Here is a 14,140-nt window from a genome sequence, read left to right as displayed (position 1 = left end):
GAGTCAACGCAGGGGATGCCGCGATCAGGTCACGCACGCCTCAGTCGCGCAGCTCCGCCACGTAGCAGCGTGCCTGCATCTGCTCCAGCACGGCCTGCGTCGCGACTTGCGTGGACACGCCGCGGCCGGCCGTCGCGAGGTCGTTGGTGAACACTTGTGCGTTGAGCGCACCATCGACGGCGCGCTCGATGCAGTCCGCTTCCTCGTGCAGGCCCAGCGAATGGCGCAGCAGCAGTGCACAGCTCAGGATCGTCGCGTAGGGATTGGCGACTCCCTTGCCGGCGATGTCCGGCGCCGAGCCGTGGATCGGCTCGTACAGGCCGACCTTGCCGTCGCCCAGCGAGGCCGACGGCAGCAGGCCCAGCGAGCCGGCCAGCATCGAGGCCTCGTCGGTGAGGATGTCCCCGAACATGTTCTCGGTGACGATCACGTCGTACTCACGCGGCTTGGCGAGCAGGTGCATCGCCATCGAATCGACCAGCTGGTGTTCCAGCTTCACGTCGGGGAACTCCTCGCGGCCGATGCGGGTGGCGACGTCGCGCCACAGGCGCGAGGTCTCCAGCACGTTGGCCTTGTCGACCGATACCAGCTGGCTGCGACGCTGGCGCGCCAGCTTGAACGCGCTGCGCACGACGCGCTCGATCTCGGTGACGCTGTAGCTGCACAGGTCGCTGGCGCCGCGCGCATCGCGGGTCTTCTCGCCGAAGTAGATGCCGCCGGTGAGTTCGCGCACGACCACGATGTCCACGCCGGTCAGCAGGTGCGGCTTGATCGGCGACGCGTTCAGCGCGGCAGGATGCGGGCGCACCGGGCGCAGATTGGCGAACAGGCCCAGGCCCTTGCGCAGCGCCAGCAGGCCCTGTTCCGGACGCACTTTCGCGTTAGGGTCCGACCACTTCGGGCCACCCACCGCGCCCAGCAGCACCGCGTTCGCCTGCTGGCAGCCCTGCAGCGTGGCTTGCGGCAGCGGTTCGCCGTGCCGGTCGATGGCGATGCCGCCGATGTCGTACTCGTGGAAATCGAAGGTGTGGCCGTGGCGGCGTGCCAGGGTGCGCAGCACGGTGACGGCGGCGGCGGTGACTTCGGGACCGATGCCGTCCCCGGGCAGTACGGCGATATCAGCGTGCATGGCGGGTGGCCTCGTAGCGTTCGATGTCGGTGTGGCGGGCCAGCAGGTAGCCCAGTTCGTCGACGCCCTGCAACAGGCAGGTCTGCGCGAAGGCGTCGAGCGGGAAGGAGAAGACGGCGCCGCCCGGCGTGCGCAGTTCCTTGGCAGCGACGTCGACGACCAGTTCGTCGTCCGGCCGCTGCATCAGCGACTGCACCGCCTCTTCCGGCAGCACGACGGGCACCAGCCCGTTCTTCAGGCTGTTGTTGCGGAAGATGTCGGCGATCTCGCTGCTGACGATGGCGCGCAGGCCCAGATCGGTCAGCGCCCACGGCGCGTGCTCGCGGGAGGAGCCGCAGCCGAAGTTGCGGCCGGCCAACAGGATCTTGCGGCCGGCGTTCTCCGGCTGGTTGAACGGGAACGCCGGGTTCGGCGCGCCGTCGGCCTGCCAGCGCCAGTCGTTGAACGCGTTCTTGCCCAGGCCGGCGCGCTCGGTCGTCGATAGGAAACGCGCGGGGATGATCTGGTCGGTGTCGATGTTGGTCTGCGCCAGCACCACGCTCTTCGAGCGCACTTCGTTGAACCCGGCCATCACGCCACCGCCTTCTGGTCGTCGAACAGGTCACGCGGATCGCTGACGCGTCCGTTCACCGCGGCCCATGCCGCCGTCAGCGGCGAGGCCAGCAGCGTGCGCGCGCCGGGACCCTGGCGCCCTTCGAAGTTGCGGTTGCTGGTGCTCACCGCCAGCTGGCCCGGCGCCACCAGATCGCCGTTCATCGCGATGCACATCGAACAGCCCGGTTCGCGCCATTCGGCACCGGCGTCGCGCACGACCTGGTCGATGCCTTCGGCCTCGGCTTCGCGCTTGACGATCTCCGAGCCCGGCACCACCAGCATGCGCACGCCTGCGGCGACCTTGCGGCCGCGCAGCACCTGCGCCACTTCGCGCATGTCGCGCAGGCGGCCGTTGGTGCAGGAGCCGACGAACACCACGTCGACGGGGGTGCCTTCCAGCGCGCTGCCGGCACTCAGGTGCATGTAGTCCAGGCCCTTCTGCGCGGCGGCGTCGACCGGCGCGGGAATCGGTGCGTCCACCGCGATCGCGGTGCCAGGATGCGTGCCCCAGGTCAGCGTCGGGCGGATGTCGGCGGCATCGATGCGTACCTCAGCGTCGAATGTCGCGCCGTCCTCGCTGCGCAGGGTCTTCCAGTAGGCGATGGCAGTTTCGAAGGCCTCGCCTTTCGGTCCGCGTGGCGTGTTGGCGACCCAGTCGAACGTGGTCTGGTCGGGCGCCACCATGCCGGCGCGTGCGCCGGCTTCGATCGACATGTTGCACAGGGTCATGCGCTGCTCCATGTCGAGCGCCTCGATGGCGCTGCCCCGGAACTCGATGACATGGCCGGTGCCGCCGTTCACGCCGATCACCCCGATCACGTGCAGCACGATGTCCTTGGCGCCGACGCCCGGCGCGACCGCACCGTCGACGGTGATCGCCATGGTCTTCGGCTTGCGCTGCAGCAGGCACTGCGTGGCGAGCACGTGGCCGACCTCGCTGGTGCCGATGCCGAACGCCAGCGAACCGAACGCGCCATGCGTGCTGGTGTGGCTGTCGCCGCACACGATGGTCATGCCGGGCAGGGTGAAGCCCTGTTCCGGTGCGATGACGTGGACGATGCCGCGGTTCGGCGAGGCCATGTCGAACAGCTCGATGCCGTGCGCGGCGCAGTTGCGCGCCAGCGTCTCGACCTGCGTTTCCGCAGCCTGGGTGTAGTACGGCAGCTTGCCGTCGGGACCGGCGGGCAGGGTCGGCGTGGAGTGGTCCATCGTCGCCTTGGTGCGGTCCGGGCGGCGTGGCGACAGCCCGCGCGCGGCGAGCTCGGTGAAGGCCTGCGGCGAAGTGACCTCGTGGATCAGGTGCAGGTCGATATACAGCACGGCGGGAGCGGTGTCGGTCTCGGGGACGACGACGTGGGCATCCCACAGTTTGTCGAACAGGGTGCGTGGCGCGGTCATGCGGAATCCGGAGCTACGTGGGAAAGGGATGTGGCACGCGGCTCAAGCCGCGGCCGCTTCCTGTTGTTCGATGCGGCGCTGGCGCAGCAGGCGGTTGGCCACGTCCAGCCAGGCCAGCGCGCTGGCTTCGATGATGTCCTTGCTGGTGCCGGTGCCTTCGTACTCCTCGCCGTCGCAGCGCACCGAGAGGCTGGCTTCGCCGCGTGCGTCCGCGCCGATGCCCACGCTGTGCACCTGGTAGCTTTCCAGTTGCAGTTGCACGCCGGTGGCGGCGGCCAGTGCGCTGAACAGCGCATCGACCGGGCCGTTGCCCTGTGCGGTCTCGGAGACGCGGTTGCCGTCGGGATCGGACAGTTCGACCAGCGCGTTCGCGCGGCTGCCGACGTCGCTGATGGTCATCGACGCCAGGCGGTAGCCGTCGCTCACCGCGGCGTCCTGCATCAACTCCTGCAGGTCGGCGTCGCCGACTACGCGCTGCTTCTCGCACAGCGCCTTGAACTGCTCGAACACCAGCTTCAGCTCGTCCTCTTCCAGCCAGTAACCCAGCGCGCGCAGGCGCTGCTCGACCGCGGCGCGGCCGCTGTGGCGGCCCAGCACCATCTGCGACGACGGCCAGCCCACGTCCTGCGGCTGCATGATCTCGTAGGTGCCGCGGTGGCGCAGCATGCCGTGCTGGTGGATGCCGGACTCGTGGGCGAAGGCATTGGCGCCGACGATGGCCTTGTTGCGCTGCACCGGCATGCCGACCAGGCGCGACAGCAGTTGCGACGTCGGCACGATGCGGCGCGTGTCGATGCGCGTGTCCAGGTTGTAGAAGGCGTTGCGTACCTTCAGCGCCATCACCAGCTCTTCGATGGCGCAGTTGCCCGCGCGCTCGCCGATACCGTTGATCGAACCTTCGACCTGCCGCGCACCGCCTTCGATCGCGGCCAGCGAGTTGGCCACGGCCAGGCCCAAGTCGTTGTGGCAGTGCGCACTGAAGACGACGTTGCCGGCGCCCGGCACCTTGGCGATCGCGCGCTCGAACATGGCGCGGATCTCCTCGGGCGTGGTGAAGCCCACGGTGTCCGGCAGGTTGATGGTGGTGGCCCCGGCGGCGATGGCCGTGGCGATGGCCTGGTGCAGGAAGTCCTCTTCGGTGCGGGTCGCGTCTTCGGCCGAAAACTCGATCTCGTCGACATGACCGCGCGCCAGCCGCACGTGCGTGTCGATCGACTGCAGCACCTGCTCGCGGCTCATGCGGAGCTTGTGCTCGCGGTGCAGCGGGCTGGTCGACAGGAACAGGTGCAGGCGCGGCTTCGCGGAGGCCGACAGCGTGCGCAGCGAGGTCTCGATGTCGCCGGGCAGGCAGCGCGACAGCACCGCGAGCGTGGTGTCGCGCAGATCACGGGCGATCAGCGCATGCGCTTCGCGGTCGGACTGTGAGCTGGCCGGGAAGCCGGTCTCGATGATGTCCACGCCCAGGTCGGCGAGACCGCGGGCCATCACCAGCTTCTGCTGCGGCGTCATGCTGCAGCCGGGGGACTGTTCGCCATCGCGCAGCGTGGTGTCGAAAATTCGGATCTGCGCGGGGGTGGGAATGGTCGTGTTCACCAGATGGATTCCTCGTGTACTTCTGTTTCCGGGGCGACGACCGCGATACGGCGCGCGCCGGTCTTGATGGGGGATTTCGGGGTGGCCGCGCGCGTACTGCCGCGGCCGGTGGCAAGCGCAGGCTCGCCCTCGGCGGCGCGTCGGCGCGGCTTGCGCGGCGGCCGGGGGCGCACGTCGGACAGCAGCTGCGCCAGGACGGTGGCGTCAATGTTACCGCCTGACACCACCGCGCACTTGCGCTTGCCCGCCACGCGGCGACCGGCGGCCAGCGCCAGGGCGCCGGCACCTTCGGCGATCAGGTTCTCTTCCAACGCCAGCCGCACCAGTGTCTCGCGCAGCTCGGCCTCGCGCACGGTGACCACGTCGTCCAGCAGCTGCGTGCATAGGCGGCGTGTGATGAAGCCGGGCACCTTGACGCGCACGCCATCGGCCAGCGACGCGACGGGATCGACGGGCGAGACGTCGCCCTTCATCGCACGGATCATCGAATCCACGCCTTCGACCTGCGCGCCGACGACGCGGACGCCCTGCGACTTCAGCGCCAGTGCGACGCCGGAGGCCAGGCCGCCCCCGCCGATGGGCACGATCACCACGTCCGGCGCGTGCGGGGCGATCTCGATGCCGACCGTGCCCTGGCCTGCGATCACGTCCGGATCGTCGAAGGCGGACAGGAAACGGTAGCCGTTCTGTTCGGCCAGTTCCTTCGCGAAGGCGAATGCCTCGTCGTAGCTGTTGCCGTGCTGGCGCACCGTGGCGCCCCAGTGGGCAACACCGGCGATCTTCGTCTCCGGCGCACCATGCGGCATCACCGTGATGGCTTGCACGCCCAGGCGGTAGGCGGCCCAGGCCAGGCCCTGCGCGTGGTTGCCGGCGGAAGCCGCGATGACCGGGCGATGGTCGCCGCGCTCACGCGCCGCCAGCAGGGCGTTCAGTGCGCCGCGGACCTTGTACGATCCGGTGCGCTGCAGGTTTTCCAGCTTCAGCATCACGCCGAAGCGCTCGGCGTGGTGCAACGGCGTCGGCGGCAGATAACGACGCAGCCGCGCCTGCGCCGCCAGCACGTCGGCCACGGTGACGACGACGTCGCCTACGTCGGGCTCGTTGCTGGCGGAGGCGCGGCCGGCATCAGGCATCGCGGCACGCGAACGGCTGATCTCGAAGAAGACGCCTCCTGACCGCAACATCCGCGCTGGCGGGTGCGGCCTTCATGCGGCGCGGTCCTGGTGGCGGCTATCCCGGCTCAGCTCCTGCACGGCGCTGAAGGACAGTTCCTCCACATCGTAGATCTTCAGCAACTGCTGGCGCAGGGTCTCCGGCGCGCGGGTGCTGTCGATCACCAGCGCCAGCGCCCAGTGGCCTTCGCTGTCATGGGTGGCGTGCACCGCATGGGGTGGGAAGCCACGGCGCTCGATCATGCCCAGCACGCGCACCAGTGCGCCCTCGGCAGGTTTGAGCTTGAGTTCAAGCCGGTAACGCATTCTTGTTCTCCGGGCCGTCGGCCGCGATGGCCGGCTCGGCGGATGGTTTCGCAGGATTGGCATCCAGCATCGAACTGTTGGCGTGGTTCGGCGGCACCAGCGGCCAGACATTCGCCTTGATGTCGATGGTGACGTGCAGCAGGGCGGGACCGGGTTGGGCCAGCAGGTCGGCCAAGGCGCCCTCGACTTCATCGCGCAGGCTGATGTGGTGGGCCGGAATACCGAACACGCGCGCCAGCGCCGCGAAGTCCGGGTTGTCGGACAGATCGATCTCGCTGTAGCGCTCGGCGAAGAACAGTTCCTGCCACTGCCGCACCATGCCCAGCGCGCTGTTGTCGATCAGCACGATCTTCACCGGCAGCTTGCAGCGGGCGATGGTCGCCAACTCCTGCACGTTCATCATGAAGCCGCCGTCGCCATTGACCAGGACGACGGTGCGGTCGGGACAGGCGAATTGCGCGCCCATCGCGGCCGGCAGGCCGAAGCCCATCGTGCCCAGCGCGCCGCTGGTCAGGTGGTTGCGCGGATGGGTGAACTTGCAGTGCTGCGCCACCCACATCTGATGCTGACCCACGTCGCAGGCGATGATCGTGTCGGCCGGTGCCACTTCGCTCAGCCGCTTCAGCAGGCCGGGCGCGTAGATGTCGGTGCCGGGTGCGTCGTAACGGAAGCCGAAACGCTCGCGGTTGCCCACGCAGCGCTTGCGCCATTCATCACAGGTGCTGCGCGCGGCGCCCAGCGCCTTCAGGCTGGCGGCGACGTCGCCCGGGACCGCGATGTCGGCGGTGCGCAGCTTGCCGATCTCGTAGGCATCGGCGTCGATGTGCAGCACGCGGGCGAACGGGGCGAACTCGGCCAGCTTGCCGGTGGCGCGGTCGTCGAACCGTGCACCCACCACGATCAGCAGGTCGGATTCCTGCACCGCCATGTTCGCGGCCCGCGTGCCGTGCATGCCCAGCATGCCCAGGTAATGCGGATGGGCGGCGGGCAGGGCACCCAGACCGCGCAGGGTCAGCACGGTGGGGATCCTGGTGGCGTCGACAAACTGGCGGAACGCATCCACCGCATCGGCCAGACCGATGCCGCCGCCGCCGTAGATCACCGGCTTCTCCGCACCGGCGATGGCAGCCAGTGCATCTGCCAGCTTCGCCTCCTCCGGTGCCGGCACCGGATCGACGCTGGCCGGCACGTGATCGGGCAGATGCGAGGCATCCGACATCTGCACATCCTTCGGCAGGTCGATCAGCACCGGGCCGGGTCGGCCTTCGCGCGCGATGCGGAACGCTTCGCGGACCATCTCCGGCAGGTCGTCCACGCGCCGGGCCACGAAGCTGTGCTTCACGATCGGCAGGGTCAGGCCGAACACGTCCAGCTCCTGGAACGCGTCGGTGCCCATCAGCGTGGTGGCGACCTGGCCGGTCAGGCAGACCATCGGCACCGAGTCCAGCATCGCGTCGGCGATACCGGTCACCAGGTTCGATGCGCCGGGGCCGGAGGTGGCCACGCACACGCCGACCTTGCCGCTGGCGCGGGCGTACCCGTTCGCGGCCAGTGCAGCGCCCTGCTCATGCCGCACCAGGATGTGCTTCAAGTTGGAATCCACCAGCGCGTCGTAGAACGGCATGATGGTGCCGCCCGGGTAGCCGAAGAGCGTGTCCACGCCCTCGGCTTCCAGGGCGCGGGTCAGCCAGCGGGCGCCATTGCGTGGGGCAGTGGCCGCGGCGGCGTTCATGCGGCGGCCTGCTCGTCTGTCTTCGCTTGCGGGGCGTTGGCCTGCAGCCACACCATCTTGGCGCGCAGTTCCTTGCCGACCTTCTCGATCGGGTGGTCCTTGTCGGCCTGCTGGAACTTCTTGTAGTTCGGCAGGCCGGCGTCGTACTCCGCCTGCCAGTTGCGGGTGAAGGTGCCGTTCTGGATGTCGGTCAGCACGTCCTTCATGCGCGCCTTGACTGACGCGTCGATGACGCGCGGACCGCTGACGAAGTCGCCGTACTGCGCGGTCTCGGAGATGAACTCCAGCATGCGGGTGATGCCGCCTTCGTAGAACAGGTCGACGATCAGCTTCAGTTCGTGCAGCACTTCGTAATAGGCGATTTCCGGCTGGTAACCGGCTTCCACCAGCGTCTCGAAGCCGGCCTGCACCAGCGAGGAGGCGCCGCCGCACAGCACGGCCTGCTCGCCGAACAGGTCGGTCTCGGTCTCTTCCTTGAAGGTGGTCTTGATGATGTTGGCGCGCGCGCCGCCCAGGCCGCCGGCGTAGGCCAGTGCGAACTGCTCGGCCTTGCCGCTCTTGTCCTGGTGCACGGCGTAGATGCAGGGCACGCCACGGCCGATTTCGTACTCACGGCGCACCAGTGCGCCCGGACCCTTCGGTGCGACCAGCACCACGTCCAGGTCGGCGCGCGGTTCGATCATGCCGAAGTGGACGTTGAGGCCGTGCGCGAACAGCAGCACCGCGCCCTGCTTCATGTTCGGGGCCAGCACGTCGTTGTAGAGCTTCTTCTGCACCATGTCCGGGGTCAGCACGGCGACCAGGTCGGCGTCCTTCACCGCGTCGGCCACCGCCTTCACCACGAAGCCGTCGGCCTGTGCCTTCGCTTCGGTCGGGCCGCCCGGGCGCAGACCGACGGTGACGTCGAAACCGGAGTCGCGCAGGTTCAGCGCATGCGCGCGGCCCTGGCTGCCGTAGCCGACGACGGCGATCTTGGGTTGCGGGAGAGCGTTGGCGGTGGTCATGGTGCGGAGTTCCTGAGGGTTGAGGTGAGAAGAAAGGCTCTTAAACAAAAAACCCCGCACTTCTCAGTGCGGGGTTTTGCGAATCTGGCGTTGCTTGCTTGTTACACGCCGGTCCGTCCCGCAGTTGTGGGCGAGGTAATAAGGACGAGTACAAGGACGGACGCCGCAGCGGGTGCGGTGGGGTCGGTCATCGTGGGCGTGTGGCGTTGCAACATGCGGCAAGAGAAACATGCCGCTCCGAAGCGTGTCAAGCGCTTCCGTACGCTTTTCGACGATCGGATGATTTCACTCGATATGGTTGCAACTGAAACAGTGGAAAGCCAGCAGAATCAAGGCTTCCCACGTCGTCGCAGCACCGCTGGTTTTCATGCCCGAGTACCGTTCCAAGACTTCCACCCACGGCCGCAACATGGCCGGCGCCCGCGCGCTGTGGCGCGCCACCGGCATGAAGGACGAGGACTTCCACAAGCCCATCGTCGCCGTCGCAAATTCGTTTACCCAGTTCGTACCGGGCCATGTGCACCTGAAGGACCTCGGCCAACTGGTCGCACGCGAGATCGAACGCGTCGGCGGTGTGGCGAAGGAGTTCGACACCATCGCCGTCGATGACGGCATCGCGATGGGCCATGACGGCATGCTGTACTCGCTGCCGTCGCGCGAAGTCATCGCCGACTCGGTCGAGTACATGGTCAATGCGCACTGCGCCGATGCGCTGGTGTGCATTTCCAACTGCGACAAGATCACGCCCGGCATGCTGATGGCCGCGCTGCGCCTGAACATCCCGACGGTGTTCGTATCGGGTGGACCGATGGAGGCCGGCAAGACCAAGCTGGCCGACCACAAGCTGGACCTGATCGACGCGATGGTGATGGCGGCCGATCCGAATGCGTCCGACGAACAGGTCGCCGCGGTCGAACGCAGCGCCTGCCCGACCTGCGGTTCGTGCAGCGGCATGTTCACCGCCAACTCGATGAACTGCCTGACCGAGGCGTTGGGCCTGTCATTGCCGGGCAACGGCACCGTCGTGGCCACGCATGCCGACCGCGAACAGCTGTTCAAGCGCGCCGGCGTGGTGGCGGTTGAGCTGTGCCATCGCTGGTACGGCGGCGAGGATGCGACGGCGCTGCCGCGCGGCATCGCCACGTTCGAGGCGTTCGAGAATGCGATGACGCTGGACATCGCGATGGGCGGCTCCACCAACACCATCCTGCACCTGCTCGCCGCGGCGCAGGAGGGCGAGGTGCCGTTCGACATGCGCGACATCGACCGCCTGTCGCGGCGCGTGCCGCAGCTGTGCAAGGTGGCGCCGAACACGCAGAAGTACCACATCGAGGACGTGCACCGCGCCGGCGGCATCATGGCGATCCTCGGCGAACTGGCGCGCGGCGGCCTGCTGCATACCGATGTCGCCACCGTGCATGCGAAGACGCTGGGCGACGCCATCGCGAAGTGGGACGTCACCCAGACCGACGACGATGCCGTGGCGACGTTCTACAAGGCCGGGCCCGCCGGTATTCCCACCCAGGTCGCTTTCAGCCAGGCGACGCGCTGGCCGTCGCTGGATACCGACCGCGCCGAGGGCTGCATCCGCAGCGTCGAGCACGCGTTCTCGCAGGAAGGCGGGCTGGCAGTGCTGTACGGCAATATCGCGGTCGACGGCTGCGTGGTGAAGACGGCCGGTGTCGACGAGTCGATCCACGTCTTCGAAGGCAGCGCGCGCGTCTACGAGAGCCAGGATGCGGCGGTGGCCGGGATCCTTGGCGACGAGGTGAAGGCGGGCGACGTGGTGGTGATCCGCTACGAGGGTCCCAAGGGCGGGCCGGGCATGCAGGAGATGCTGTACCCGACGAGCTACCTGAAGTCGAAAGGCCTCGGCAAGCAATGCGCGTTGCTGACGGACGGACGGTTTTCCGGCGGCACCTCCGGGCTTTCCATCGGCCATGCCTCACCGGAAGCGGCGGCGGGCGGCGCGATCGGACTGGTGCAGGACGGCGATCGCATCCGCATCGATATCCCGCAGCGTTCCATCAGCCTGCTGGTGTCCGACGCGGACCTGGCCTCGCGTCGGGCTGCCCAGGATGCGAAGGGCTGGAAGCCCGCGCAGCCCCGCACGCGCAAGGTCAGCACCGCGTTGAAGGCGTACGCGCTGCTTGCCACCAGTGCCGACAAGGGCGCCGTGCGTGACAAGGCGCTGCTGGATGCCGTCTGATACGCGGATGCGCCTTCGCTCCGCTCTTGTCCTGCTGTTCGCACTCGTCGTCCTTCCCGTCTCCGCGAAGGAAGACCGGCGCACGCCGTGGGTGGTCGCCACCTATGCCTATCCCGAACGCGACCGCCTCGATGCGATCCAGCCGCTCGCCGACTACCTGGCAAAGCGCGGCCGCCATCCGGTACAGGTGAAGCTCTTCCCATCGCCCACGGCGCTGGTGCAGGCGATGCGTGACGGCCACGTCGATGTCGCGGTACCCAACCTGCATGGCTACCTGCAGGCGCGGCGCGACATCGCACAGGTCAACACGCTGCCAGTACCGCAGGTACCCGCATTGCAGGCGGATGGCTATCGGGCGGTGCTGGTGGCGCGCGATGTCGCATCGTTCGCCGGCATGAAGGCGAATGCCGGCAGGCTGCGGCTGGCGCTGGTCGGTCGCGACTCCGCATCCGGCGGTTTCGTGCCGGCGCAGTACCTGCGCAGCCAGGGACTGGATCCTGCGACGGCTTTCGCGTCGGTCATCTATTCGGGTTCGCACGCTGCCGCATTGCAGGCTGTGGTCGAAGAGCGTGCCGATGTGGCGGCGTTGGCGATCGATGTCTACGACGCGTCGCGTCGCAACGATATCCACGAACTGTGGCGCTCCGATCCGATCCCGCCGGGCCCCCTGCTGTGCCGTGCGACGACCGAGGTGCCGTGCCAGGCCATCGCGGCCTGGTTGCTGGAAGCGCACCGGGAAGAGCCGGCCGTGATGGCGGCCCTGCGCGTCGGCTGGCCCGAGTTCGGCGACGCCACCGTCTTCGTTCCCGCCGATGCCGCACGGCTGTCGGAAGCTGTACTGCCCCGGGACTGAGCGCCGTTTCTGCCTGAACAGGCCCCTCAACTCACGTCTTCTCCGGCCGCTACCGATAGACGGAGGAGGGGGCATGGCAGCGATCGAAGACAGGCCGGCGGACAGCGCGGCGAAAGGGGACGTCCTGCCGGACGCACCGGTGGGACTGGTGCGACTGGATGTGTCCGCACGCGTCGTGGCGGCCAACCGTGCCGCCTGGGATCTGCTGGCGTTGTCGCCCGAGGCGCTGCTGGGCCAGCCCTGCGACCGGTTGTGGGGCTTGCCTGCCAGCGTGCTGAACGACGAAGAAGGCAACTGGTGCGCGCCCGGCAACGATCCTGCACGCCGCATCCGTTACCAGGCCGACCGCGATGGCGAAGGCTGGCTGCTGTCGTTGCCGCATCCGGAAACCGCCGCGTTGTTGCGCGATGCCGCACGGCTGGCGCAGGGCGAGATTCCCGCGGCGGTCACGCCTGCGCTGCGCGACGTCGCACAACGCCTGACGGATGCCGCCACCGAGCGTGCGTTGCTGGAACGCATCGGCGGTCTGCTCGGGGGGTGCGATCTCGATCTCGCGTTGCCCGACGCGCAGGCCGCGCATCCGCTGTCGCGGCAGATCGCTGCCGGCTTTGGCAACCTGGCCGAGGCGATCCGGCAGGCCGTCGCGCTTTCGGTGCAGGTCGCGGCCGAGGTGCCGCATCTGGTCGGCGACAACGACGAACTGCTGACCCAGTCGCAGGCGCAGGTCACCGCGCTCGACACTGTGCTCGACGCCACCCGTCGCCTGCTGCAAGGGCTGAAGGGTGCGGGCGAAGAACTGCAGGCGGTCATCAGCGTCGCCGCCAACGCCGATGCCAGCGCCCGCCAGGGCGTCGCGGCCGCGCGCCAGCTGGGCGATGCGATGCGCGAAGTCGAACGCCGTTCCGCACGCGCCGGTGAGGTTATCGAAGTCATCGACGCCGTCGCGTTCCAGACCAACATCCTGTCGATCAACGCCAGCATCGAAGCGGCGCGTGCGGGACCGGCCGGCCGCGGCTTCGCCGTCGTCGCCACCGAGATCCGCCGCCTCGCCGAACAGGCGGCGACGGCGGCGCGCGATGTGCGCGTGATCCTCGCCGAAAGCGGACGCGCCCTGACCGAGAGCGCGGCGTCGGCCGAAGCCACGGGGCAGGTGCTGGTCGGCATCGGCGACCTGCTGGCGCGCGCCAGCCAGGCGATGGAGTCGGTGGTCGAGCGCGTCTCCGCGCAGGATCAGGAGGTCATCGCGATCGATGCCGCGGTCGATCGCGTCGCCGCGCTCAGCCGCAGCAATCTGGAACACGCGGACCAGGTGGCCGCACGCGGCACGGCGCTGGCGCAGGGCACGGACACGCTGCGGGACTGCGTCGGCCTGTTCCGGCTGCCCGCCGATCCGCTCGGACATCGCCGGCATGCGCGCGTCCGCGATCTGGCACAGGCGGCGGCGCTGCGCATTGGCGATACCCTGGCGCAGGCACTGGTGCAGGGGCGCATCGATGACGATGCTCTGTTCTCGCGCGACTACACGCCGATGCCGGGCATCGAGCCGGCCAAGTTCACCACCCCGTTCGACGCGCTCTGCGACGAACTGCTGCCGCCCCTGCAGGAACCGGTGATCGCGCGCCACCCGTGGATCGTGTTCGCCATCTGCGCCAACCCGGACGGCTACGTGCCCACGCACAACCTGCGCTTCACCCAGCCGCTGACGGGCGACCGCGCCAAGGACCTGGTGGGCAACCGCACCAAGCGCCTGTTCGCCGACCGCGTCGGCCGCAGCGTGGGCGCGCACACCGACCCTTACCGCCTGCAGGTCTATCGCCGCGATACCGGGCAGATCATGTTCGACCTGTCGGTGCCGGTGTTCGTCGGCGACCGCCACTGGGGCGGCTTCCGCGTGGGCTACACGCTGGAGTGACTTGCCGGGGCGGCGTTTGTGGTCTAATTCGCGCCGAAGCGGGGGTATCGCCGGCCGGGCCGGCGATTGAGACAGTCCCTTCGAACCTGATCCGGTTGAGACCGGCGTAGGGAAGCTTCGCAGGATGCGCCGTATTGCCGTGCCCCGTGCCCGCAGTCCGTCCGCCGCCGCGCCGCCGCTTCGTCCGTGATGCGAACCCTCGCATCCCACTATGCGAATCTCCCTGTGCGGGGATTCA

11 protein-coding genes and 1 riboswitch are annotated in these 14,140 nt (G+C 68.6%); of the genes, 3 read left to right on the top strand and 8 right to left on the bottom strand.

What is annotated here, in order from left to right; translation table 11 throughout:
• Positions 1-40: 40 nt before the first annotated feature.
• From leuB to ilvC, 8 genes are all read right to left on the bottom strand, one after another.
• Positions 41-1,129: a 3-isopropylmalate dehydrogenase gene (gene leuB / locus IB230_RS08250; protein ID WP_192270808.1), complete on the bottom strand. Its 1,089-nt coding sequence runs from the start codon at positions 1,127-1,129 to the stop codon at positions 41-43.
• The gene (gene leuD, locus IB230_RS08245) at positions 1,119-1,700 is read right to left on the bottom strand and encodes a 3-isopropylmalate dehydratase small subunit (protein ID WP_192270806.1); all 582 of its coding nucleotides are present in this window, start codon (positions 1,698-1,700) and stop codon (positions 1,119-1,121) included. The genes leuB and leuD overlap by 11 nt, the downstream gene beginning before the upstream one ends.
• Positions 1,700-3,121, bottom strand: a complete 1,422-nt coding sequence (gene leuC, locus IB230_RS08240) for a 3-isopropylmalate dehydratase large subunit (protein WP_192270804.1) — start codon at positions 3,119-3,121, stop codon at positions 1,700-1,702. Before leuC ends, leuD begins: the two co-directional genes overlap by 1 nt.
• Before the next feature lie 42 nt (positions 3,122-3,163).
• Entirely contained in the window at positions 3,164-4,714 is a 1,551-nt protein-coding gene (locus IB230_RS08235; RefSeq protein ID WP_192270802.1) for a 2-isopropylmalate synthase, read from the bottom strand.
• Positions 4,711-5,847, bottom strand: a complete 1,137-nt coding sequence (locus tag IB230_RS08230) for a threonine dehydratase (protein WP_192271406.1) — start codon at positions 5,845-5,847, stop codon at positions 4,711-4,713. The genes IB230_RS08235 and IB230_RS08230 overlap by 4 nt, the downstream gene beginning before the upstream one ends.
• A gap of 72 nt (positions 5,848-5,919) precedes the next feature.
• Complete coding sequence (locus IB230_RS08225) at positions 5,920-6,192, bottom strand: ACT domain-containing protein (protein WP_192270800.1); 273 nt, start codon at positions 6,190-6,192, stop codon at positions 5,920-5,922.
• A complete protein-coding gene (gene ilvG / locus IB230_RS08220; protein ID WP_192270798.1) occupies positions 6,176-7,924 on the bottom strand; it encodes an acetolactate synthase 2 catalytic subunit in 1,749 nt (582 codons plus the stop codon). The genes IB230_RS08225 and ilvG overlap by 17 nt, the downstream gene beginning before the upstream one ends.
• Positions 7,921-8,928 (bottom strand): ketol-acid reductoisomerase, encoded by a 1,008-nt coding sequence (gene ilvC, locus IB230_RS08215; RefSeq protein WP_192270796.1) that lies wholly within the window; start codon positions 8,926-8,928, stop codon positions 7,921-7,923. The genes ilvG and ilvC overlap by 4 nt, the downstream gene beginning before the upstream one ends.
• Before the next feature lie 367 nt (positions 8,929-9,295).
• Between ilvC and ilvD the strand changes: the two genes are divergently transcribed.
• From ilvD to IB230_RS08200, 3 genes are all read left to right on the top strand, one after another.
• Positions 9,296-11,137 (top strand): dihydroxy-acid dehydratase, encoded by a 1,842-nt coding sequence (gene ilvD / locus IB230_RS08210; RefSeq protein ID WP_192270794.1) that lies wholly within the window; start codon positions 9,296-9,298, stop codon positions 11,135-11,137.
• 7 nt (positions 11,138-11,144) lie between these two features.
• Positions 11,145-11,990, top strand: coding sequence for a PhnD/SsuA/transferrin family substrate-binding protein (locus IB230_RS08205; protein WP_192270792.1), 846 nt, complete (start codon positions 11,145-11,147; stop codon positions 11,988-11,990).
• A gap of 73 nt (positions 11,991-12,063) precedes the next feature.
• The gene (locus IB230_RS08200; RefSeq protein ID WP_192270790.1) at positions 12,064-13,902 is read left to right on the top strand and encodes a methyl-accepting chemotaxis protein; all 1,839 of its coding nucleotides are present in this window, start codon (positions 12,064-12,066) and stop codon (positions 13,900-13,902) included.
• A gap of 30 nt (positions 13,903-13,932) precedes the next feature.
• Positions 13,933-14,033, top strand: a riboswitch (TPP riboswitch).
• Positions 14,034-14,140: the final 107 nt, after the last annotated feature.

It is taken from the genome of Pseudoxanthomonas sp. PXM01 (genome assembly GCF_014851815.1).
Classification (GTDB): domain Bacteria; phylum Pseudomonadota; class Gammaproteobacteria; order Xanthomonadales; family Xanthomonadaceae; genus Pseudoxanthomonas_A.
This window is presented reverse-complemented; position numbering and strand designations above follow the sequence as displayed.

Bases quoted from the DNA above. Each gene is read 5' to 3' on its own strand.
- IB230_RS08225 (WP_192270800.1), bottom strand. From the start codon at position 6,192: ATGCGTTACCGGCTTGAACTCAAGCTCAAACCTGCCGAGGGCGCACTG.
- ilvC (WP_192270796.1), bottom strand. From the start codon at position 8,928: ATGACCACCGCCAACGCTCTCCCGCAACCCAAGATCGCCGTCGTCGGC.
- IB230_RS08205 (WP_192270792.1), top strand. From the start codon at position 11,145: ATGCGCCTTCGCTCCGCTCTTGTCCTGCTGTTCGCACTCGTCGTCCTT.
- leuD (WP_192270806.1), bottom strand. From the start codon at position 1,700: ATGGCCGGGTTCAACGAAGTGCGCTCGAAGAGCGTGGTGCTGGCGCAG.
- leuC (WP_192270804.1), bottom strand. From the start codon at position 3,121: ATGACCGCGCCACGCACCCTGTTCGACAAACTGTGGGATGCCCACGTC.
- ilvG (WP_192270798.1), bottom strand. From the start codon at position 7,924: ATGAACGCCGCCGCGGCCACTGCCCCACGCAATGGCGCCCGCTGGCTG.
- ilvD (WP_192270794.1), top strand. From the start codon at position 9,296: ATGCCCGAGTACCGTTCCAAGACTTCCACCCACGGCCGCAACATGGCC.
- leuB (WP_192270808.1), bottom strand. From the start codon at position 1,129: ATGCACGCTGATATCGCCGTACTGCCCGGGGACGGCATCGGTCCCGAA.
- IB230_RS08230 (WP_192271406.1), bottom strand. From the start codon at position 5,847: ATGCCTGATGCCGGCCGCGCCTCCGCCAGCAACGAGCCCGACGTAGGC.
- IB230_RS08200 (WP_192270790.1), top strand. From the start codon at position 12,064: ATGGCAGCGATCGAAGACAGGCCGGCGGACAGCGCGGCGAAAGGGGAC.